At 40.0% G+C, this 20,675-nt stretch carries 21 protein-coding genes and 1 pseudogene; 12 read left to right on the top strand and 10 right to left on the bottom strand.

The genetic code is table 11. The features are described from left to right. The 3 genes and pseudogenes from BUB87_RS10715 to BUB87_RS10705 all read right to left on the bottom strand — a co-directional run. Positions 1-170, bottom strand: a pseudogene (locus BUB87_RS10715) (IS256 family transposase); the annotation flags it as partial. A gap of 135 nt (positions 171-305) precedes the next feature. Continuing rightward, positions 306-953 carry a coenzyme F420-0:L-glutamate ligase gene (locus BUB87_RS10710; protein ID WP_073345191.1) on the bottom strand — a complete coding sequence of 216 codons (648 nt, stop codon included), beginning with the start codon at positions 951-953 and terminating at the stop codon, positions 306-308. 104 nt (positions 954-1,057) lie between these two features. Beyond that, positions 1,058-2,095 carry an FAD:protein FMN transferase gene (locus BUB87_RS10705; protein WP_073345189.1) on the bottom strand — a complete coding sequence of 346 codons (1,038 nt, stop codon included), beginning with the start codon at positions 2,093-2,095 and terminating at the stop codon, positions 1,058-1,060. A 169-nt stretch (positions 2,096-2,264) separates the two neighbouring features. Here BUB87_RS10705 and BUB87_RS10700 point away from each other — a divergent pair, with 169 nt between their 5' ends. The 4 genes from BUB87_RS10700 to BUB87_RS10685 are packed head-to-tail and all read left to right on the top strand — an operon-like array spanning position 2,265 to position 5,968. After that, entirely contained in the window at positions 2,265-4,055 is a 1,791-nt protein-coding gene (locus BUB87_RS10700; protein WP_073345186.1) for an FAD-dependent oxidoreductase, read from the top strand. Positions 4,056-4,079: 24 nt separating this feature from the next. Then, complete coding sequence (locus BUB87_RS10695) at positions 4,080-4,460, top strand: NusG domain II-containing protein (RefSeq protein WP_073345184.1); 381 nt, start codon at positions 4,080-4,082, stop codon at positions 4,458-4,460. Further along, the gene (locus BUB87_RS10690) at positions 4,432-4,986 is read left to right on the top strand and encodes a Gx transporter family protein (protein ID WP_073345181.1); all 555 of its coding nucleotides are present in this window, start codon (positions 4,432-4,434) and stop codon (positions 4,984-4,986) included. The genes BUB87_RS10695 and BUB87_RS10690 overlap by 29 nt, the downstream gene beginning before the upstream one ends. A gap of 13 nt (positions 4,987-4,999) precedes the next feature. Beyond that, a complete protein-coding gene (locus tag BUB87_RS10685; protein ID WP_073345179.1) occupies positions 5,000-5,968 on the top strand; it encodes a polyprenyl synthetase family protein in 969 nt (322 codons plus the stop codon). Between the two features lie 46 nt (positions 5,969-6,014). Here the strand turns inward: BUB87_RS10685 and BUB87_RS10680 are convergent, their stop codons facing one another. Further along, a complete protein-coding gene (locus BUB87_RS10680; RefSeq protein WP_073345176.1) occupies positions 6,015-6,434 on the bottom strand; it encodes an FMN-binding protein in 420 nt (139 codons plus the stop codon). Positions 6,435-6,507: 73 nt separating this feature from the next. Continuing rightward, a complete protein-coding gene (locus tag BUB87_RS10675) occupies positions 6,508-7,431 on the bottom strand; it encodes a prenyltransferase (protein WP_073345174.1) in 924 nt (307 codons plus the stop codon). Between the two features lie 253 nt (positions 7,432-7,684). Here BUB87_RS10675 and BUB87_RS10670 point away from each other — a divergent pair, with 253 nt between their 5' ends. From BUB87_RS10670 to BUB87_RS10660, 3 genes are all read left to right on the top strand, one after another. Further along, complete coding sequence (locus tag BUB87_RS10670; RefSeq protein ID WP_159432407.1) at positions 7,685-8,296, top strand: hypothetical protein; 612 nt, start codon at positions 7,685-7,687, stop codon at positions 8,294-8,296. Positions 8,297-8,485: 189 nt separating this feature from the next. Next, on the top strand, positions 8,486-9,919 hold the full coding sequence (locus BUB87_RS10665) for a PIG-L deacetylase family protein (protein WP_073345169.1): 1,434 nt from the start codon (positions 8,486-8,488) through the stop codon (positions 9,917-9,919). After that, a complete protein-coding gene (locus BUB87_RS10660; protein WP_084111226.1) occupies positions 9,916-11,277 on the top strand; it encodes a replication-associated recombination protein A in 1,362 nt (453 codons plus the stop codon). Before BUB87_RS10665 ends, BUB87_RS10660 begins: the two co-directional genes overlap by 4 nt. On the opposite strand, the gene BUB87_RS10655 is transcribed toward BUB87_RS10660, so the two are convergent. From BUB87_RS10655 to BUB87_RS10640, 4 genes are read right to left on the bottom strand one after another with little or no spacing between them, the layout of a single operon-like run. After that, positions 11,258-12,109: an ABC transporter permease gene (locus tag BUB87_RS10655; RefSeq protein ID WP_073345162.1), complete on the bottom strand. Its 852-nt coding sequence runs from the start codon at positions 12,107-12,109 to the stop codon at positions 11,258-11,260. The genes BUB87_RS10660 and BUB87_RS10655 overlap by 20 nt on opposite strands. Continuing rightward, positions 12,093-13,007, bottom strand: coding sequence for an ABC transporter ATP-binding protein (locus tag BUB87_RS10650; protein ID WP_073345159.1), 915 nt, complete (start codon positions 13,005-13,007; stop codon positions 12,093-12,095). Before BUB87_RS10650 ends, BUB87_RS10655 begins: the two co-directional genes overlap by 17 nt. A 4-nt stretch (positions 13,008-13,011) precedes the next feature. Beyond that, complete coding sequence (locus tag BUB87_RS10645) at positions 13,012-14,145, bottom strand: DUF2275 domain-containing protein (RefSeq protein WP_073345157.1); 1,134 nt, start codon at positions 14,143-14,145, stop codon at positions 13,012-13,014. A 3-nt stretch (positions 14,146-14,148) separates the two neighbouring features. Then, a complete protein-coding gene (locus tag BUB87_RS10640; protein WP_073345154.1) occupies positions 14,149-14,643 on the bottom strand; it encodes an RNA polymerase sigma factor SigX in 495 nt (164 codons plus the stop codon). Between the two features lie 120 nt (positions 14,644-14,763). Here BUB87_RS10640 and BUB87_RS10635 point away from each other — a divergent pair, with 120 nt between their 5' ends. Further along, complete coding sequence (locus BUB87_RS10635) at positions 14,764-15,129, top strand: ATP-binding protein (protein WP_073345152.1); 366 nt, start codon at positions 14,764-14,766, stop codon at positions 15,127-15,129. 209 nt (positions 15,130-15,338) lie between these two features. Continuing rightward, the gene (locus BUB87_RS14410) at positions 15,339-15,515 is read left to right on the top strand and encodes a hypothetical protein (protein ID WP_159432406.1); all 177 of its coding nucleotides are present in this window, start codon (positions 15,339-15,341) and stop codon (positions 15,513-15,515) included. Between the two features lie 33 nt (positions 15,516-15,548). On the opposite strand, the gene BUB87_RS10630 is transcribed toward BUB87_RS14410, so the two are convergent. Continuing rightward, positions 15,549-16,106 (bottom strand): PepSY domain-containing protein, encoded by a 558-nt coding sequence (locus BUB87_RS10630; protein ID WP_073345149.1) that lies wholly within the window; start codon positions 16,104-16,106, stop codon positions 15,549-15,551. A gap of 193 nt (positions 16,107-16,299) precedes the next feature. On the opposite strand from BUB87_RS10630, the gene BUB87_RS10625 reads away from it, so the two are divergent. The 3 genes from BUB87_RS10625 to BUB87_RS14775 form a co-directional block, all read left to right on the top strand. Next, positions 16,300-16,971, top strand: coding sequence for a heavy metal response regulator transcription factor (locus BUB87_RS10625; protein WP_073345146.1), 672 nt, complete (start codon positions 16,300-16,302; stop codon positions 16,969-16,971). A 14-nt stretch (positions 16,972-16,985) separates the two neighbouring features. Beyond that, positions 16,986-18,350: a sensor histidine kinase gene (locus BUB87_RS10620; protein ID WP_073345142.1), complete on the top strand. Its 1,365-nt coding sequence runs from the start codon at positions 16,986-16,988 to the stop codon at positions 18,348-18,350. A 334-nt stretch (positions 18,351-18,684) separates the two neighbouring features. Continuing rightward, positions 18,685-20,675 (top strand): ABC transporter substrate-binding protein (locus BUB87_RS14775; RefSeq protein WP_234946027.1); only part of this gene is annotated, 1,991 nt, incomplete at its 3' end.

Raw genomic sequence — 20,675 nt, 5'->3', positions numbered from 1 at the left:
TCTTTCTTCTCATACTTTTCATATCCAAGCTCTGTAGAAAGCTCTGCTTCAAGCATTTCTTGGATAGTATCTTTAAAAAGGTTTTTTAATGACGCATAAAGGTCTGGAATAGATTGAATATTGTTTTCACTGATGAAATTTTTTAATTGTTCCTTTGTCAAAATTGACATTTTTAAAAACCTCCTTCTCGGTTTGTTTTATTTTTGAATTCTTACCAAGAAAGAGGTTTTTAATCATTTTACACAAAATTTTTTACAGTCTCAAACATAATGATTAAATCGCCAAAAAAATTGGGGTAATTTACTTTACCCCGCCTTTTTATATTTTACGTTTTTAAGTAACACTATAGGTGTTTGTTGATCACTATTTCCTGCAGGATTTTCTTTGAATATGTTCACGAGTTCCTCTATGCTCATACCTATGCCCGATGAAAAACCTACAATATCAGCGCAACCTATATCATTGGCATCTACAATAATGGCATCAATACCTGTAGCCTTTTTTATGGCGTCACATACCTTGTGAGGGTCTTTTGGTCCCAGCACGATGTGCCTGTGATATGGTGGCATTGTGCCTGCCACATCATCTATAAGGGCTACTTGCCTTCCCGCAACTTTGAAGAACCAGCCTTTTCTTTTAAACAGCTTGCCTATGGCGCCAATCCCGGCTGCTAAAAGTATTCGCATGCAGCCACTCTCATTTATAGCCAGCTGCATAGACTGGGGAGATGTAAGGCTTCCATGCCTTTGTGGAAATTTGCAGAGGAATCTGGCCAGCATACCAACCTTTACATCACCTGGCAAATAGGCTCTCCCCTGGGTGATAGCTACGACGCTTTCGGCTATGGCTACTATATCGCCTGGCTCAGCGATATTCTCTATGTATTTTTTTACAACAGACACAATATCGTCTTTTTCGGTAATTACGTGGGTACGAAGGGGTATCCTATACATTAAAACACCTCTTGGTAGCAATTTATATCTAATATTATACTATATGTGATAAATATTTCAAATAAAATTAAGAACTGCTATTGATAAGAACAAGGTTTTCTCTCTTAATTTTTTAATCTATAATCAGGGTCGGTGATCTTAAAGTTACCTTTTAAACCCGGTGTTATGTATACTTCTTTGTTGTCTGTTACAAATACAGCTTCTACTCCCTGTAGGCTTTCAATTACTTTCATGCCCTGATCTAATCCCATGACGAAGGTCTTTGAAAGGGCATCAGCATCTACTGATTTATCCGTAATTATTGTCACGCTGTAAAGGTGATTGTCAGCGGGATAACCGGTGAAAGGATTTAGTAAGTGATGATAAAGCTTGCCGTTTTTTTCAAAAAATCTCTCGTATACCCCTGATGTTACTACAGCTTTATTTGACACTTCTACTATCCCCAGATATTCTCCCCTTGGCTTAAAAGGTGTCTGTATACCTATGCGCCAGGGACGACCATCGGGCCTTGTACCTATAGTTAGGATATTTCCACCCAGGTTTATGATGGCGTGTTTTACTCCCTTAGTTTTTAATACTTCTGCCACCTTGTCTGCCGCGTAGCCTTTAGCAATACCACCCAGATCTATGCTCATGCCTTTATTTTTCAGCATGATAGCCCTGTTTTTGTCGTCAAATATGATTTGCTTATAGTTTACCAGAGGCAGTTTATTTTTTATTTCTTCAGGAGAAGGTACTCTAGCTTTATCAGTGCCTATATTCCAGAGGTTTACTATAGGTCCTATGGTGATGTCGAAGTACCCTTTTTCCAGGCTGGCATAGTATACGGCTTTTTTTAATACGTAAAAGGTGTCATAAGAAACCTTTACAGGCTTTATGCCAGCGTTTTCGTTGATTTTGCTAACTTCGCTGCTTTTTATATTTACGCTCATTCTGTTCTCTATGTCCTTTATGCTATTAAAGCCATCCTCCATCACTTTTTCAGGCACCCGATCGTATATAGTTATTGTACAGTAGGTGTCCAGGGCAAATAGAGTTTTAGATATAGGTTCTGCGTTTTTTGTCGTACACCCTGAGAATATTATGATGAAGATAAATAATGATATAAAAAATATATATAAAAGTAATGGGTGTTTTTTCATTTGTTTACCTCCATAAGTAACCAACTTGGTTTATATTCTAACACATTGGCATTTAAAGTACAAGGTTAATCTTTTGGGATATTCAATTTAAAAAGTATAGACAAGAAAATATTTTTGTAATAAAATAATCGTGATACAGGACTTTTATAGAGTGGGGGGAGAGGAGATTATGGGTCATGATAAAAGGATTGTAATCGTTGGTGCTGGGTACGGAGGTGTACACGCTGCTAAGCTCTTAAATAAAAAGCTTAAAAAGGAGGATGGGGTGCAGATAACCCTCATCGATAAAAAGCCTTACCACACATTAGTGACAGACTTACACGAGGTTGCGGGCGCCAGATTGGAACCTGATAGCGTTCGTGTGTATTTGCATAAGATTTTTGCAGGCAAAAAAGTAGATGTGATAACCGATGAAGTAGAAAAAATTGATTATGAAAAGCAACAGGTAGTTGGCAAAGCAGGGCAGTACGGATATGACTATCTGATCATCGCTGTGGGCAGTGAGCCATGTGATTTTGGCGTACCTGGTGTATTTGAGCACGGTTTTACAGTGGGATCACTGGAGTTGGCAACTAAGACAAGAGATCATATTGAAGAAATGTTCAGAAAGGCTAGCGTAGAAAAAGATGTAGAAAAGAGAAAAAAAATGCTTACTTTTGTGGTGGCAGGTGCAGGGTTTACGGGAATAGAGACTGCAGGTGAATTGGTAGAATGGACACGTGATTTATGCAATAAGTACCATATAGACCGTAATGATGTGAAAGTTATGGTTGTGGAGGCACTAGGTAACATACTGCCTAATTTAAACCAGAAGCTGGCAGCCAAAGCTTTTAAATACTTGACAAAACGTGGAGTGAAAATTTTAACTAATTGTGCTATAACTAAAGTATGTGAAGACTATGTGGTGCTAAAAGATGGAAGTAAGATAGAGACGAAAACCCTTATATGGACGTGTGGAGTTCAGGGAAACAGGAGTGCTGAAAACTTTGGATTGGAGTTGAATAGGAGATTTAGAATACATACCAATGAGTACATGCAGGCGGCAGGAAAAGAAAATGTATATGTAATAGGCGATGTGGCTTATTACGAGTACGAAGGAAAACCTGTTCCACAGGTTGTAGAAACTGCGCTGCAGACTGCTGAGACTGCTGTGCACAATATAATAGCAGATATATATGGCAGTTCCAAAAAGCCTTTTAAACCAAACTATCATGGGTTTATGGTGTCTTTGGGTAGCCGATACGCTGTAGCAGAATTGATGGGTGTATCACTCTCAGGTTTTCTAGCTATGGCGATGAAGCATCTGGTAAATATACATTATTTGTTTGGGGTAGCCGGCCTAAATGCTGTTTTATCATATATTATGCACGAATTCTTTGAGGTTAAAGGCAATCGTTCGCTGTTAGGAGGTCACGTTGCTGCTAGGATGCCTATATTGTGGCTGGTATGTCTAAGGGTATATGTAGGTGCGCTGTGGCTGATTGAAGGGATAAGCAAAATACAACAGGGTTGGCTTAATCCTTCAAAGATATTTATAATAAATACTTCTGACGTGTCAGGAGCTACGGCCAAGGCTGGTGAGGCAGCAAATACAGCGCAGAAGTTGCAGCCGCTGTTAAAGCAACCTCCGGCTATTTATAAGTGGTTTATGGACACTTTTGTAACACCGCATGCTTTTGTATTTCAGGCTATGGTAGTCCTCACAGAGGTGGCTATAGGTTTAGCGCTGATTGCGGGGTTGTTTACTGTTTTAGCATCGGCGGGTTCTATATTCCTTTCGTTGAACTTTATCCTCTCTGCAATGGCTGACAAGTCGATACTGTGGTATATATTTGCAGCTATTGCTCTTATGGGAGGAGCAGGAAGGACATGTGGACTGGACTACTATGTGATACCGTGGATAAAGAACTGGTGGGCTAGGACTCCTTTTGCCAGGAGAACATATCTGTACATCAGTTAAAGTGATGGGAAAGAAGGCGTCCGGTTGAAAAAAGGCGATATCGTCGTGGCGCTTTTTATGGCGATTTTGGCTGTAGTTTTGCTGGGTTTTTACAACATAACATCAAATCGTCATTATGCTCATAAATATGCGGTTATAACAGTGGATGGCAAGTTTTATAAAAAGGTCTCCCTGGATGACACCAATTATCAGCAGAAAATTCCTGTTGTTACAAAGTACGGCAAAGATATATTGATGGTTAAAGATGGTGGAATAAAAGTCATCTACGCTGAATGCCCTGATAAGATATGTATTAAAGAGGGTTTTATTGACAAACCGGGGCAAAGCATTGTGTGTTTGCCGTTCCGAATAGTAGTAGAGATAAAAGGTGAAAAAAATGCCCAAATCGACCAGGTCGTATATTGATTGGAACTCCCTATCGGGAACTCGAAAGTTGGTTTTTTTGTCTATATTGATAGCTAATTCTCTAGCTTTATACATTATAGAAGGAATGATTCCTGTTCCTTTTATTGTGCCAGGTGCTAAATTGGGGCTTGCCAACATAATAACTGTAATATCGCTTTATTTATTCGGATTTTACAACACTCTTGTAGTAATAGGGGTGAGGATACTTTTGTCCGCGTTTTTTGCGGCGTCACCCTCTTCTTTTTTCTACAGCATTGGTGGCGGACTTTTAAGCCTTGTGGCCATGTTTGCCGTGAAAAACCTGGGAGGAGATAATGTAAGCGAGATTGGAGTAAGCGTTATAGGAGCTGTATTTCACAATATCGGCCAGATGGCGGTGGCTGCTCTGATATTGCAAAATGTCAACATAATGATTTATGTTCCCGTTTTGATGATAGTGGGTATAGGGACAGGTATTTTTGTAGGCTTATCTGCCAGATTCGTAATGAATCACTGGAGAAAATTAAAAGGAATAAATCTATATTGATAAAGGTGATTTAATGGATAAGTTTTGGAATGATTATCCTGAAATACAAAGAGATCTTGAAGAAGTAATAAATATAATGAAAAAATCTTTCAGCAATGGTAGTAAATTTATACAGGGCGTGTTGAGGGATATGATACACGCCGGAGGAAAGATGATTCGCCCTGCATTTGTGATTCTGGGGGGAAGGTTTGGCCAGTACGACAGGAAAAAATTATGTCCTCTGGCAGCTGTGGTCGAGATGCTTCATTTGGCCACTCTTATCCATGATGATATAATAGATAACGCTTTGATAAGGCGGAGTAAACCTACGATTCAAGCGGAGCACGGTAAAAATTATGCCGTGTTTATTGGCGATTTTTTGTTCTCTCAGTGCTTTTTGCTTTTGTCTGATAACATTGCTGTAAAAGATATTAAGAAGGTGTCAAAGTCGGTATCCAGGATATGCAAAGGTGAGATTGAACAATTTGAAAGTCAATATGATGTCAATGTTACAGTTACCCAGTATTTAAGGAGAATAGCTGCGAAAACTGCTGTTCTTTTTGCGTTGAGCCTTTATATAGGCGCATATGAGAGCAATTGTGGCGAGTCTTTATCTAGAGCGCTGGCCAGCATCGGCTACAATGTAGGAATGGCTTTTCAAATCATTGATGATATCCTGGATTTTACAGGAGAAGAAAGAGTGGTAGGCAAACCTTTGGGCAATGATATCCGGCAGGGCATTTTTACTTTGCCCATGATTTACGCGTTGCAAGAAGATGAGAGAGGAGAAATGAGCCGTATGCTCTGTGAAAGACCCTATAGTGAAGAGCAGGTGAAAAGATTTATTGAATTTGCTAGACAAACGGGTGGAATAGAGCGAGCTCGAAAACTGGCTAGAAAATACACTCAAAAAGCCTTTGATAAAATATCTTCTTTAAAGGAATGCCCCAGTAAACAGGTGCTGGCTGAGATTACAGAAAAACTTCTATACAGGGTTTATTAAGGCAAAAAAGGAGCATCCCATAATATAATTGGGATGCTCCTTTTTATTATTTTGCGTTCTTTAAAGCTTCTGTAGCTAATTCTTTAAAAGTCTTGGATGATTCAGTAGCCCCTGTAACCGTATCTACTTTAGCTGGATCCTGTTTATCTATAAGTTCTTGTTGCAATTTTTCGTCTACTTCTTTAGGAGTGATGTTGTTTTTCGCTTTCATTTTTTCAGCGTATTGCTGATCGTTTCTTTTAAGTACTCCATCTTTATTCACTTCATTATAGATTACATTAGTTATTTTGCCATCTTTTACAGTGATTTCTATCTGCCCTTTCCAGCCGTGGCTGTCAAAGGTAGATTGTTCTGCTTTATAAGTACCATCTTTATAGGTCCCGCTACTAGCACTTTTGGAAGAGCAACCAGTAAGAACGGCAGTAGTTAACATTCCTGCCAAAGCTATGGCCACAATTTTTTTCATAAAATTCTCCCCTCTGCTAAAATGTGAATTTTATGTTAATAACATTATACCATACTGTTAAGATAATATCAACTTACATCAACAACGAAATTATTGCCATTATAAGCCCTGTTATCTGATATACCTGTATGGTTTTGGCGTTGGCTTTTATAAGTCGTGGTATGTCATTGTAATATTTTTCGGCTATATGTATGGATTGTATAACCAGTGGCAGTGTTATAAAACCCAATAGCCATAGAGGATTTTTGTCTACGATGCTCAGTAATATGAACGATATGTATGAGGCAATGTACAATGCTATATAAACCTTTACACCTTTTTTCTTACCTATACGCACCAGCCAGTTGTACTTATGACCTTGAGCGTCTGCTTCATAATCGGGGAACTGATTTATCCAGAGTATGTTTGTTACTAAAAAGCCTATTGGTAAAGATACTAACAGTACATATATGTCAATTTGGTGAGTCAGAACCAGGTACATACCCGATGTGATTAAAGGCCCGTAAGTTACCCCTACGGCTATTTCACCAAGACCGTTATAGCTCAGCTTAAAGGGTGGTATGCTGTAAAAAGCCGATATTAAAACACCTGAAATGCCTATCCATAATACAGAGGGTTCGCAAAAGAGCACAATAGCCAATCCTATGCCACATGCCGCGAGCATGGTAAAAAGGGCGATAATTTTAACTTCCTTTATGGTCAATTTACCCTGGACAATAGTTTTTTTGCCCCCACTGAAAGGAGTTCTGTTTTCGGGTTTTATAAAACGGTCTACTCCTGATTCATAGTCGACAATTTCATTGAGGGCATTTTTCCCAATTTCAATAAGGTATATGCCTATTAAAGATAGGCCAAACCAAAAAAAGTTAAATTTACCGGTTCGTCCGTAGGCATATGCTCCGGCAACTATCATAGGAATTGTAGATGCTATCCATATTTTAGGATCAGCCAACTGCCAGAATCCATTCCACAATCTGTGAAATTTTGATTTATTCAAAGTAATCCCCCTCCCGTAGATAAGATAATCCTTAAAAATTGATGAGATTTATAATGCAGTTCTTGATTTACTACAACATAAAATATTATACTATATATGACAGATATTTCAATTATAAACCAAAGCTATTGAAAGAAAATGGAGGAGGATTAATATTAGAAATAGTATTTCTATTTTGACCAACTATTACAGTAAAGTGAAAGACTTTAAGAGTGAGGTATATTTTCAGTTCTGGAACAGACCAGGTTACGAAGTGAGCACTATTAATGGCAATGGAATTGGAGTATTTTTTTATAACTCACAGTTAAATTTTTCTGATGAGATCAGAGGTGTATACGATGGGCTGATAAGTTATATTAAGATAGCGCAGGTTGGTAATGGTGTGCTTGCTGAGATATTCACCGAGCTTGAGACGCGCTATGAGGTGGCGATAGGTGATTCTGTGCCATTTTCACTGGTAGTGTCTTTAGATAGGACGCCGTTGATGCGGTTTTTTAATGGCAAAACGGTAAGACTTATTCCTTCTAGTGAGATGTATTTAAGCCCTACGAAGCTCGTGGAAAAGGTTGTAATGGAGAAGATATCAGGTAAGATAGGGAACTTAATAAAGCAATATGGCTGTAGAGTAATAAACAGAGACGATGACACTAAAGCTGATGTTAGCATATATCTCGGATTGTTACATGAAGCTAAAAATTTTTCTGGATATTGTATAATGTATGATTCCTATGACTGTGAAAGGGCAGCTTTAGATATTTATAAGGGGCTTAAACAGAAGCTTCCTCTGGATGATCACGGATGTATATATAATGAAAAAATCAACGAGGTATTAAAAGGGGTTGTCAGTGTTATCCAGGGAATATAAATAATAGGGTCGATGACGCCCATTTGAGAAGTACCGATTATATAGAAAAAGTGACAGAGGGTCTTTTTAATGGTTTAATGACTTATTTCAGAGAATGTATAGTGGCAGAGATCTGACCGGTAGATTGTTAATAATTATTTAATATCTTTGTAATAAATTAGTGATATACTTATCTCGAGGTGAGGCCAGATGTTACAAAATATGAAGAAATATATATATATTCTGGTCGGCTTGCTGCTTGCTTTTATTATCCTCTTTAACGTGATGAATTTTGGCTCTGTTATAGCCAATATAGCACAAAAAACTGACGTGCCTACATTTGATTATCCTGGAAGCAGGATTATGATAGTGGCACCTCATCCCGATGATGAGTCTATAGGTGCTGCAGGTGTCATAAGAGAGGCTTTGAAGATGCATATACCGGTTAAAGTAGTTATTTTTACGTCAGGAGAGAGCTACAAGCGCGCAGCTATAAATTTTTCGAAACGATTGCACCCTACCAATGAGGATTTTTACAGGTTAGGAGTACAAAGGCAAAAAGAGAGTATTGATGCTATGGAAACACTGGGATTGCCTAGAAAAGATTTGATATTTTTAGGATTTGCCGACGGCAGTTTAAGGTTTTTGTGGGATGATTTCTGGAATACTCCGCGCAGAAGTGGTGGCGTATGGGTTTATCGTTCACCGTATAAGGTAAATGTGTATAGACCTGGAATAGAGTATACGGGGCAAAATGTCTTTGATGCATTTTCATCGGTAGTAAATAGTTTTAAGCCTACGGATATTTTTTATCCAGATCCTAACGACACCAATCCTGACCACTGGGCTGTCAGCAATTTTGTGGTTTATACCATATTACAGCAAAAATACCATATAAGGGAGCACACGTATCTTGTTCACCATCCACAATGGCCTGTACCTTGGATGGCAGTTACTACGCTGGATGAAAACCCGCCGGTAGACCTTAAATGGGAAAGATGGCAGAGATTCCAGTTGAGTCAGGATGAGATAAGTTTTAAGAAAAAGGCTCTGTTACAATATAGGACGCAGATTGAGATAATGCAGCCCTTCTTGATGGCTTTTGTCAGGAAGAGCGAATTGTTTGGGTATGTGCCCAGGGTCAGCATACCCTTGATTTATAAGTTACCATCACTGGATGTGTTGGATAAGACTAATGATTATATAGCTGCAAAAAGCATTGATGGCATGTTTAGCCAGGAGATATATAAAAGTGCAGATTTGGGTGATTTGCGGGTATTCAGGTATAATGACGCACTATGGGTTGGATTGACCACCAAAGCGCCGCTTTCAAATAAAGTAGTGTACCAGCTTCAGATGAGGATATTTTACAAGGATAATAGTATTAAACGCTTGGACGTGGGGATTATAAAAGGCAAACTGGTTGTATACCACAGAGCTTCTAATTCTATAACTGATTGGAATATAGTAAATATGCGTAAATTTAAAAGAAATATGTGGTATGAAATTAAATTACCTGAAGAGGAAAAGATTGATTATATATTTATGGGTAGCCAGGCATTGTATAGAGGCAGGCTGATAAGCAGAATACCGTGGAAGGTTTATAATTATAATATTAATGATGAGTTTGGTGATGTAATTTGATGTATAAACAGAGGTCCATTTTTGATGATGATATGGATCGCAATAAGCCCCTGGCTGACAGAATGAGACCTCAGAATCTGGACGAGTTTGTGGGTCAAGAGCATATATTGGGAAAAGGCAAGCTTTTGAGAAACCTGATAGAAACAGACAGCATAACATCCATGATTCTCTGGGGACCGCCAGGCGTAGGCAAAACCACCCTGGCTATGATCATCGCTCATATGACCAATTCCAATTTTATTACGTTTAGTGCTGTTACCTCTGGCATAAAAGAGATAAAGCAGATCATGGAAAAGGCTGAGGCTGAGAGCAGGTTTGGGAGGAAAACTGTGCTTTTTATCGATGAAATTCACCGCTTCAATAAGGCGCAACAGGATGCTTTTTTGCCTTATGTGGAAAAAGGCGATATCATATTGATCGGAGCGACTACAGAAAACCCTTCTTTTGAGGTGAATTCGGCGCTGTTATCCCGCTCCAAGGTCTTTGTCATGAATCCATTGAGCGAAGAAGACCTTATGGTTTTGCTCAAAAGAGCTCTGGAGGACAAACAGCGCGGTCTGGGGCAGTACGATGTAGTGATAAGCGACGAACAGCTGCAAAAAATAGCTACCTTTGCCAATGGCGATGCCCGGGTAGCGCTGAATACCCTGGAGATGGCTGTTACAGGCTGCCCTGTCGACGACAGCGGCAGGCGAGTGATAACAGATGCTATACTGGAGGATGCCATGCAGAGGAAATCCCTGCTGTACGACAAGCAGGGAGAAGAGCATTATAACCTCATTTCGGCGTTCCACAAGTCCTTGAGAAACAGCGATTGTCAGGCAGCAGTTTACTGGCTGGCCAGGATGTTGGAGGCAGGGGAGGATCCCCTGTACGTGGCCAGGAGGATGATACGCTTTGCCTCAGAGGACGTAGGGCTGGCTGACCCCAGGGCGCTGGAGATAGCGGTGGCGGCCTATGACGCCGCTCATTATATAGGAATGCCTGAGTGCAGCGTAAACCTGGCCCAGGCGGCCGTGTATCTGGCGCTGGCTCCTAAATCCAATGCGGTGTATGTGGCTTACAACAGGGCAAAGGCGGACGCATTGAAGACTCTGGCAGAAGGAGTGCCTCTCCACCTGAGGAATGCCCCTACAAGGCTTATGAAAGAACTGGGGTATGGCGATGGGTATAAGTACGCTCACGATTACGAGGACAAAGTGACAGACATGCAGTGCCTGCCTGATAATTTGAAGGACAGGCGTTATTACCAGCCGACTGAATCAGGCCTGGAAAAGAATTTTAAGCAGAGGATGGAACAGATAAACAACTTAAAGAAAAAGATGAGGCAGAAGCAGTTTACAAATCCCTGTGAGTGAATTTTACGGAGCCGTAAATCACCAGAAAGACGATGTATGCAAAGATGTACCCTATCATATAAGGACTGGGCTGGGATTGAGCGCCGAAAAGCCCACCTGTCATAAAGCTAAATCCTTCTGATGTGCTTAAGAGCTCTGAGGTCATTTTTCTAAAGATCACATCAGTAGGCATTATAAGACTTGTAATTATGCCTGCGTTGATCAAGCCCTGCCCCTGCCCTTTGGGTATTAATGTCCCTATCTGTTCCAGGATGCCGCCTATCATGGCAATGCCGTACGCCATGACGCTTATGACACCTGTATTGACGGTGGATAATATAGAGCTCATGCATATGACAAAGGACAGGAAGGCTATAGGACCCAGGTCAAAATAAAACATCGCCTTCAGAATGTTAGAAAATTGAAATGTCAACTTGTTCCCTGTAGCCACGTTGAGGCCGATTATGGCCAGGAAGAAAAGGGAGCTATAAACGGTGAGGATGATCCCGTAGCCTATAAATTTGCCCAGTACAACCTCATACCTTTTTATGGGTTTTACCAGCACTGCGTATATGGCACTGCTCTCCACGTCTCCTGATATGGCGCTAACCGATGTCAATACGGTCAAAAATGCTACTATGAAGCTGCCAAAATAAAGCCCTGCTGATAGAAGCTGTGAATATTGTATGTAGTAAAAGACGTTGGTGAGATTATCACTGTTGGCAGTGTTTTTGAAGACCATATGCAGGCCGTACCCATAGATGGCGAGAAACCCTGCGGTAAGCAGGGCTACAAAGAGCAAAGCCCGTTTTCTGGCCATTTCCTTTATGGTGTATTTAATGATGGTCAGCATTTTGTTCATCCTTTCCTAGCAGGGTTATAAATAGCTCTTCCAGGGAATCAGTGTGATTTTTAAGCTCGTAGAGCCTGGCTCCTGACTCAACTACTATTTTTGATATCAAGGGGATGTCATCCCTGTTCTTTACTGTAAGTACCATGGTATTCCCGCGGATTTGAAAGTCATCGCCCATGGACGACAGTTTATCTACCAGGTCAGAAGATACTCCTTCTGCTGTTATCTCAACCCTGGTGGTCTTCTTGAGGAGCTCGTCAAGTCTTCCCTTGGCTATAATGTGTCCGTGGTTTATAATAGCTACTTCATCGCATACCATCTCCACTTCGCTTAAAAGGTGGCTGTTTAAAAATACGGTTTTGCCCATGGCTTTAAGCCCTTTTATAATCTCTCTCACTTCTATGCGCCCTACCGGGTCTAGTGCTGAGGTAGGCTCATCCAGAAATACGACGTCAGGGTCAGGCAAAAGGGCTATGGCAAGGCCTATCCTCTGTTGCATGCCCTTGCTGTAATTCTTGATTCTTTTTGATTCGTGCCCTTTTAGTTTTACCAGTTCTATAAGCTCTTCAATCCTTTTGCTGGGGTTTTTTATTTTATATAACTGGGCGTGAAATTCCATAAGCTCCTTACCTGTCATCCAGTCGTGGTATTTGAAGCCCTCGGGCAGGAATCCGATTTTTTCTCTGACAGTTACATCGCCTAATGGCTTTCCCAGAATGTAAGCAAGACCTGAGGTGGGGTACAATAGCCCCACCAGTGTCTTTACAAAAGTGCTTTTTCCTGCGCCGTTGGGTCCCAGGAAGCCAAATACCTGACCGCTGTCCACGGTCAGGTTTATATCACAAAAACCCCCTTTGCCGTTGAACTGCTTTGTCAGGTTGTACGTCTCTATTATCATGGGATCACCTCATAGATTGGGCTATTTGAATGAGCTGGTCTGGCTGCAGGTTTGATGATTGAAGCGTGTATATTACGTCGCCTTTAACCCATGCCAGTGTACTGTATTGGTAATTCTGATTTTTGAGGCGGTGTACCACCAAGATGCCCGGATTGCCGTTTATAGTCACGTTTTGGGCTTCGCTGCTGTTGTATTTGTCATTGGCAAGAGGCACAGGTATGGTGTTTTTCCAGTCCTTTATTGCGGCTATCTGTTTTTTGATATTGTCGGGCAAAAACGGCAGGTTTATGACGGCATCCCTTACCTCATTGAGGTCCACGCCCTCGGGCACGGTGATTTCAGGAACTTTTACGGTGCCCATGGTGAGGAAAGAACCGTTTTTGTCCTGACCTTTTGCATCTTTCATACCTATATTGGCTATATCGCTGAGGTTTACGGTAAACGTCTTTCCTTTCAAACTCTCAGGGAACAGCTTGGTTCCGCCAAAGGTTTTTATCAGGCTGTTGACTTTATCTACGTTGAGCTTAAATTCTATTTTTCTGCTTTTCTCTATATTTAAATATTGAATTTTAAAATTATCTACTTGTGGTATGCTTATATCGTACTCCAGAGATGCTTTAAACTTATCCACTTCGTCAGGTTGAAACGTTTGAAATACTTGATCGCCGGTGATTTTTATGTCGCCAAATTCTTTGAGGTCGATGTTGTTGATGCCGTTTTGCTGAAATTGCATCTGCATCTTCTGTATATCATCAGGGGTTATGGTGACGGCCTGGAATTTGTTGAGCCTGAAAAGGCTCAATAGGTGGGCTTCCACATCTCTCACAGGGGGAAAGATGATGGATGACGCGATAAAGACAACGGCCGCTGCCGTTGCGATGTATTTTTTATACCTCTTTACCATATTGAACACACCTCTCCTTTTCATCATTTTTTTGCTCCACATAAGCCATGCTGTATCGGCGTTTATGGGCGGTACGTACATGGCTTTGCTCACAAAGCTGTCGATTTCTTTTAACTCCTTTAGCTTGGATCTGCATCTTGGGCATTGCATTATATGCGATCTCACTTCTCTGTGGGTGTTGTCGTCCAGTTCATTGTCTATATAGGCCTGAAGTGTTCCTTCGTCGAAGCACATATTTTACACCTCGCTTTCAAATAGCTTTTTGAACTTTCTCTGAGCCCTGGCTATAGTGGTGCCCACTGAGGATTTTTTTATGCCCAGAGCGCTGGCGATTTCCTCGTAGCTGTATCCCGAATGCTTGAGCACCAGGCACATCATGTCTTTTGTGTCCATCTTCATAAGTATTTCTCTGGCTTTTTTGCGTTCCATCATGTCTATAGCTGCGTCTTCTGGGGAGAAAAGCAAATCCTGAAAAAGTGCTTTTTGCTCGCGGCTTTTCAGGTTTTTCTCGGTCCTTATGCGGTTATAAGCTATGTTCATGGCCACCTTGCACAACCAACCTCCTATACTGGCGGTATCGGCGGGAGGGTTTGTATAGAGTTTTAAAAAGGCCTCTTGAGCCACATCCTGGGCCAGGATGTCATCTCCTAAGGTGAGTGCTACCTGCCGGCATACTTTGTGATAATAGGCTTCAAAGATCTCTTTAAAATTCTCGTGTTGAATTTTGATCACCCCCGCCCTGTTTCACTATATAAACACATCAAAAAGCTGTTTTGTGACATATATCACAGTTTTTTATTTTATTTATAGTAAAATAAATCTGGCTCTAAAATATTGTAACGAGGTGGTATTGTGGCTTTAAGAAAGATTATAAAAATCGATGAGGAAAAATGCAATGGATGCGGCTTATGTGTTTCACCCTGTGTAGAAAGCGCCATCGCCATAATTGATGGCAAGGCAAGGGTAATAAGCGAGGAGCTATGTGACGGAGCAGGGTTCTGCCTCAATGTATGCCCCACAGGGGCGTTGACCATAGAGGAAAGAGAGGCAGCGCCTTTTAACGAGCAGGCTGTTATAGAGCACAAGAGAAAGCTAAAGGCGGACAGCTGTGTATTTTGCGGCAATACTCAGTACGATGCGCCTATTCTGGAATACAGATATAAGGGCGAAACAAAACACGTGTGTGTCAGGTGCCTGCCTGCCCTGATTCACGGTTAAAATGCTTACATCACCTCAATACTTCAGGACTTTAATGTTATTTTAATTATTCCGGGCTATAATAAATTTTAGCCCGATGAAAAGTCCTGGCATGATATTGAGGTGAGTTTTTATGTGTGGAATATGCGGTTTTTATGGTGATATATCTGGTCGCATGCACGAATACGATTTAAAGGAAATGCTCAGCATTATTCGGCATAGGGGACCTGATGATGAGGGGATATTTTAACAGATCTTACATTGAAGGTTACTTTACTGGAAAACATAAAGGCAATCATACAGGCAGGCAAATTTGGACGCTGGTAGTGTTTGAAATATGGCATAGATTGTACATAGATGGCATGGCCAATGACAAAAAGGTGCCCTATGCGATTAGCGTTATGTAAAAAAAAGAGGCTCTTAAGAGCCTCTCTTTAGTATTAATTGTTATATTCGCCTTGCTGTTCCAATTGTACATTGTCATGGTCAGCGGTGTTGGACTTTTCTGTTTCTGTTGCTTTGTTCTCCTTTTCTGACGCTTTGTTTTCCTTATCCTGACCGCTGTCTTGTGCAAGAATCTTGCCATTTCCTGCATCCACTTTTACGTCAATTATGCTATTGCTGGTTTTAACCTCTACGCTGTAAACCAGGTTGCCATTTTCATTATCCAGTTCTACCTTTGTAACGGTACCAGCTACGGCTTTTAACGCTGATGCCTTTGCCTGTTCCGCGGTTATTTTGGCCATTGATGCCAGTTGTGTACTTTCCTGTTTTTCATTATCTTTGACGTCTTTTACTTTGTCGGTAGTATCATCCTGTGGGCTTGCGACCTTAATTGTGCTGATGTATGCAGGCTGCTGGTTATTGACATTTACCGCCTTTTTAACTGGAGTTGCATTGGATGCAGCCTTCGCTATACCGCCGTACAACGTCACCCCTGAGGCTAGTCCCAGTACCATTGCTCCTGTTACCACGTAGGAAATTAGTTTTTTGTTCATCTCACATCTCCCTTTCTGTTTTTATATTCAGTTGATGATCATCAACCTGAGTTTATTTTATTTTTTTTAGATTAATCTCACATTAATCGTTGATTAATATAAAATTAAAATTCAAGGTGGGATTTTAATAAGAATTTAATGTGGTTTTGCTACAATATTTGTTGGTAATAAAAGATCAGAGAGGTGAACATCAATGCGAATACTTGTGGTGGATGATGAACCCCATCTGACAGATATTTTGTATAAAAGCCTGAAGGAGGAAGGGTATAGTGTAGATGTTACCCGGAATGGTATGGATGGGTATGAATATGCTAAAACTGGTGTTTACGATGTTATAATCCTCGATATAATGCTGCCGGGTATGGATGGGATAGAGGTATTAAAGAATTTGAGGAATATAGGTATTAACACACCTGTATTGATGCTCACTGCTAAAGATGCTACAGAGGATAAGGTCAATGGCCTGGATTCAGGAGCTGACGATTATCTGACCAAGCCCTTTGAGCTATCTGAATTGTTGGCGAGGGTGCGGGCTCTTTTAAGGCGTGAATCTGAAAATAAAAGCCCTATCTTGAAAGTTGGAGATCTTGAGCTTAATACATTGACCCATCAGGTTAAAAGGGCTGGTAGAGAGATCACATTAACCAGCAAAGAATACGCTATGTTGGAATATTTGATGCGAAATGCCAACCGTGTCTTGAGCCGTTCTCAGATTGCTGATCACGTATGGGATTACGAGTTTGACGGGCTCTCAAATATAATCGACGTATATATACGTTATTTGAGAAAGAAAATAGACGATGATTTTCCCGTAAAGCTTATACATACCGTGCGGGGTAGTGGCTACTGTTTAAAGGGGAGTTAAAGGATGGTGAATATATGTACTTTCCAATAAAGCTTAAACTGACCATATGGTATACCTTTCTTTTGGTGGCTGTAATCGTCGTTTTTAGTGTTGCGATATATTTTAGCCTGCAGAAAATGATGATTATAAGTGAAGATGCATTGCTCAAAACACAGGTAAATCAGGTAGTTTCCAACCTGGATATAGAAAACGGAAAAATAAAATCGGGAGAGGAGCCATTTTACGCCAATACCAGTTTATACGGTGCATTGTATTCATATCCCGATATGGCACTTCTGGAGTCTAATTTGTCAGCAGAGGTGTTAAAAACATACGAGTCAGGGGGAATGGATTTTATCGATAAGTACAGGACGATAAAGATAGGGTATGATAGCTGGCGCGTTTATTCTAATAGGGTTCGTTACAACGGAAAAATCATTGGGATAATCGTATTAGCACAGCCACTGAATTTATTAAATGTAGCTATGAAGAACTTATTTTTGCTGTATTTGATATCGATACCTGCTACAATTATTATTGCTATCGTTGGTGGGTTATTTCTGGCTAGCCGCTCGCTTAAACCAGTAGATCGCATGACAAAAGTGGCTTATGAAATAAGCATGGGAGATCTTTCTAAAAGATTAAATATACCGTATACCAATGATGAGATTGGTCGACTGGCACGCACTTTTGATGCCATGATAGACAAGATAGACGATTCCTTTAAAAGGCAAAGGCAATTTACCAATGACGCATCCCACGAGCTGAGGACACCTATAGCTGTCATTCAAAGCCAGGCGGAATCTGCTTTAAATTTTTCTCATTCGGAGGATGAATATAGAAGTGCTCTAGCCACCATATTAAGTGAAGCCAGGCATATGGGCAAACTTGTTTCCGATCTGTTATTTTTGGCCAGAAGTGATTCCAGGGCTGAAAAGTTACACATGGAAGAACTGAATTTCGGCGAATTAGTTGAGGGAATAGTGGCTGTGCTAAAGCCCATTGCGCAAGATAATGGTATTGATCTTAAAGTAATTGAGAATGGGGATTTTATAGTACGAGGAGATCAAACCCACCTTACTCAGCTGCTGTACAATATTATAGACAATGCGATTAAATATACCCTTCCAGGTGGAGAAATTAAGATTTCTATCGAGAAAAAGGGGGAGTTTGTAAAGACTTCGGTAAGGGATACGGGAATAGGGATACCTGAAGAGCACCTTCCCCACATATTTGAAAGGTTTTACAGAGTGGATAAAGCGAGGTCCAGAGAAAACGGTGGTACCGGATTAGGTCTTTCTATCTGTCAGTGGATCGTATCAGCCCATGGAGGTAAGATTGAGGTTTTTAGTGAAGTGGGAAAGGGCAGCACCTTTGTAATATGGCTTCCATCGTTATAAAGCGTTTTGCTACCTATTATTTCATTTATAGTATAAAAATGGAGAAAAAGTGAGAAAACACGAGTACTATTTAGTAAAAAGAAGAAAAACAGCAAATAGTCTACTTATTTGAGCAAATTTGGACTTTGAAAATGTTTTTATAGAGAGATATTATATTTTTAAGAAGTTTGTTAAAGATTTTAAAAAAGTTGAAGAAGGTGATAATAGAGAGTTTTGGAAAATGGGATGGTTATAATAAAAAAGTTAGAAGGGGGTGATTGATAAATTTGATGTTAATTCTCAATATTTTGTATCCTAAATTAAAATTTAATTAATATGAGGGGAGTTGATGTATATGATTAAAAGAAAAATTTCTTTATTTATAATTTTAATTTTAATACTATCAATTATGGCTTCTGGATGTCAAAAAACAAATACAGTTAATTCGAGTAATACAAATAAAAAAAATGACGTTACATCTGCAGGATTGAATAATAAGCAAAAAATATTTACGGAATTAGGTTGGTGGCCCAAACCACCACTCTACCAGGGTAATTCATTTGCAAGTGGCGGTATAGGATATCCAACAAATTTTTATATTTATGATTCATTATATCAAAAAGTAAGATCTACTGATAAACTTTATCCACATATGGCTGATGGTATGCCTATACATCAGGGTAATAAAACCATAATTAAAATAAGGCGTGGTATAAAGTGGTCTGATGGTGAACCATATACTAGCAAGGATGCGTGGGCTTATTTGATTTTAAATTGTGGCTGTACATTAGATCATTATTTGTTAAAAGCTGAGACACCAGATGATTATACACTTGTTTTAACATGGAACTCACCGGCACCTATAAATCATATAAAAGATTTGCTAATTGCAGGCGAAGGCACTGGATATGGCCAGGTTCCGTATCATCTTTATAAAAAGTGGGTTGATGAAACATACGCATTATTACAAAAGGGAAAACTTGCTACCGATATAACAAAAAGAGGACCCTTTGGTTTAGATAGGGTTGATAATAAGGAATGGAGCGATGCCTTAGATAAAGTATGGCGTGATATGTTAAAGTATAATCCTAAATTACCTGTTGGAACGGGTCCTTTTAAAATACAAAAAGTTACAGGAACAGATATGATTTTGGTAAAGAGGCCTGACTATTATAATGCTTCTAACATATATTTTGAAAAGGTACATCTTATACAAGGAACTAATATACAAAATGAATATGCTATGTTAAAGAATGGTATTCTAGATCGTGATAATGGTACTCCACCTAAAGACATATTAGAATCGATATTGAATTCAAATAAAAATCTTATACATTATATGATGATAGACCCCGCTGACCAAGGATTCATGTATAATCTTCAGAAATATCCGTTTAACGACGTTAATTTTAGGAGGGCTATTACCTATGTGTTTGACAAAACAAAAATAAGAGAAGTAGGTAATTATTACGCATTAGATACAGTTGGATATTCTGCCATGGGTGTACCGCTTTGCTTTATGGATCAATGGGTACCACAAGAAATTAGAGATAAGATGACGAAATTTACATATGACCTACAAAAAGCAGCTACATTATTAAAAAATATTGGCTGGACAAAAGGAAGCGATGGAATTTGGAGAGATCCAAATGGTAAAACTTACAATTTTGTTATTGCATGCAATGGTAACGATCCGTTTTTCCCTAATCCAGCTGAGGTTTGTGCTGAACAATTAACCAAATTTGGGCTTCCTACAAAACTTCTTGCAGTAGATGGTTCTATATATTGGGCTAATGCACAGCGTCCCAAAAACTTATACGATATGTCTTGTGACTGGATAGACAGTACTGATGTATTTATGTTGCCATATTATTCATTAGTAAAATTTTTCACATGGAGCCCAGGAAGCATAGCTAATTTTCCGGTATATAAATCAGGTCCTAAGGCTGGGCAACTTAATCTTGTTGTAAAGGGGCCTGACGGCAAGGCTGTAGATGTGCAAGAAGTGCTTATTAAGATGCCGTATATGAGCGAAGATGAAATGAAAAAGGCTACGGGTGATTTGGTGTGGATTGCAAATGAAGATTTTGCCAAGATAAAGGTAATCACCATTGTGGTTCTCGCTGTGGTGCTGGCAGTGGTTTTAATCCTTCACGTAAGCAACAAGAGGAGGAAATACGATACCAGGACCATTGTATACGGGGGCTTGAGCATAGCCATATCTTTTGTATTGTCGTATGTGAGGCTATATCATATGCCCCAAGGGGGCACGATTACGCCTGCCAGTATGCTTCCCCTTTTTGTTTACGCGTATATCTTTGGACCAACGGCAGGTATAACGGCGGG

The sequence above is a fragment of the Caldanaerobius fijiensis DSM 17918 genome (genome assembly GCF_900129075.1).
GTDB lineage: Bacteria > Bacillota > Thermoanaerobacteria > Thermoanaerobacterales > Caldanaerobiaceae > Caldanaerobius > Caldanaerobius fijiensis.
The sequence above is the reverse complement of the archived record's forward strand: the minus strand, read 5'-3'. Positions and strand labels throughout refer to the sequence as shown.

What these genes read in the sequence shown, in the direction of transcription:
- BUB87_RS10710 (WP_073345191.1), bottom strand. Translation starts at nt 953, where the DNA reads ATGTATAGGATACCCCTTCGTACCCACGTAATTACCGAAAAAGACGAT.
- BUB87_RS10705 (WP_073345189.1), bottom strand. Translation starts at nt 2,095, where the DNA reads ATGAAAAAACACCCATTACTTTTATATATATTTTTTATATCATTATTT.
- BUB87_RS10700 (WP_073345186.1), top strand. Translation starts at nt 2,265, where the DNA reads ATGGGTCATGATAAAAGGATTGTAATCGTTGGTGCTGGGTACGGAGGT.
- BUB87_RS10690 (WP_073345181.1), top strand. Translation starts at nt 4,432, where the DNA reads ATGCCCAAATCGACCAGGTCGTATATTGATTGGAACTCCCTATCGGGA.
- BUB87_RS10685 (WP_073345179.1), top strand. Translation starts at nt 5,000, where the DNA reads ATGGATAAGTTTTGGAATGATTATCCTGAAATACAAAGAGATCTTGAA.
- BUB87_RS10680 (WP_073345176.1), bottom strand. Translation starts at nt 6,434, where the DNA reads ATGAAAAAAATTGTGGCCATAGCTTTGGCAGGAATGTTAACTACTGCC.
- BUB87_RS10665 (WP_073345169.1), top strand. Translation starts at nt 8,486, where the DNA reads ATGTTACAAAATATGAAGAAATATATATATATTCTGGTCGGCTTGCTG.
- BUB87_RS10655 (WP_073345162.1), bottom strand. Translation starts at nt 12,109, where the DNA reads ATGCTGACCATCATTAAATACACCATAAAGGAAATGGCCAGAAAACGG.
- BUB87_RS10650 (WP_073345159.1), bottom strand. Translation starts at nt 13,007, where the DNA reads ATGATAATAGAGACGTACAACCTGACAAAGCAGTTCAACGGCAAAGGG.
- BUB87_RS10645 (WP_073345157.1), bottom strand. Translation starts at nt 14,145, where the DNA reads ATGTGCTTCGACGAAGGAACACTTCAGGCCTATATAGACAATGAACTG.
- BUB87_RS14410 (WP_159432406.1), top strand. Translation starts at nt 15,339, where the DNA reads ATGATGAGGGGATATTTTAACAGATCTTACATTGAAGGTTACTTTACT.
- BUB87_RS10630 (WP_073345149.1), bottom strand. Translation starts at nt 16,106, where the DNA reads ATGAACAAAAAACTAATTTCCTACGTGGTAACAGGAGCAATGGTACTG.
- BUB87_RS10625 (WP_073345146.1), top strand. Translation starts at nt 16,300, where the DNA reads ATGCGAATACTTGTGGTGGATGATGAACCCCATCTGACAGATATTTTG.
- BUB87_RS10620 (WP_073345142.1), top strand. Translation starts at nt 16,986, where the DNA reads ATGTACTTTCCAATAAAGCTTAAACTGACCATATGGTATACCTTTCTT.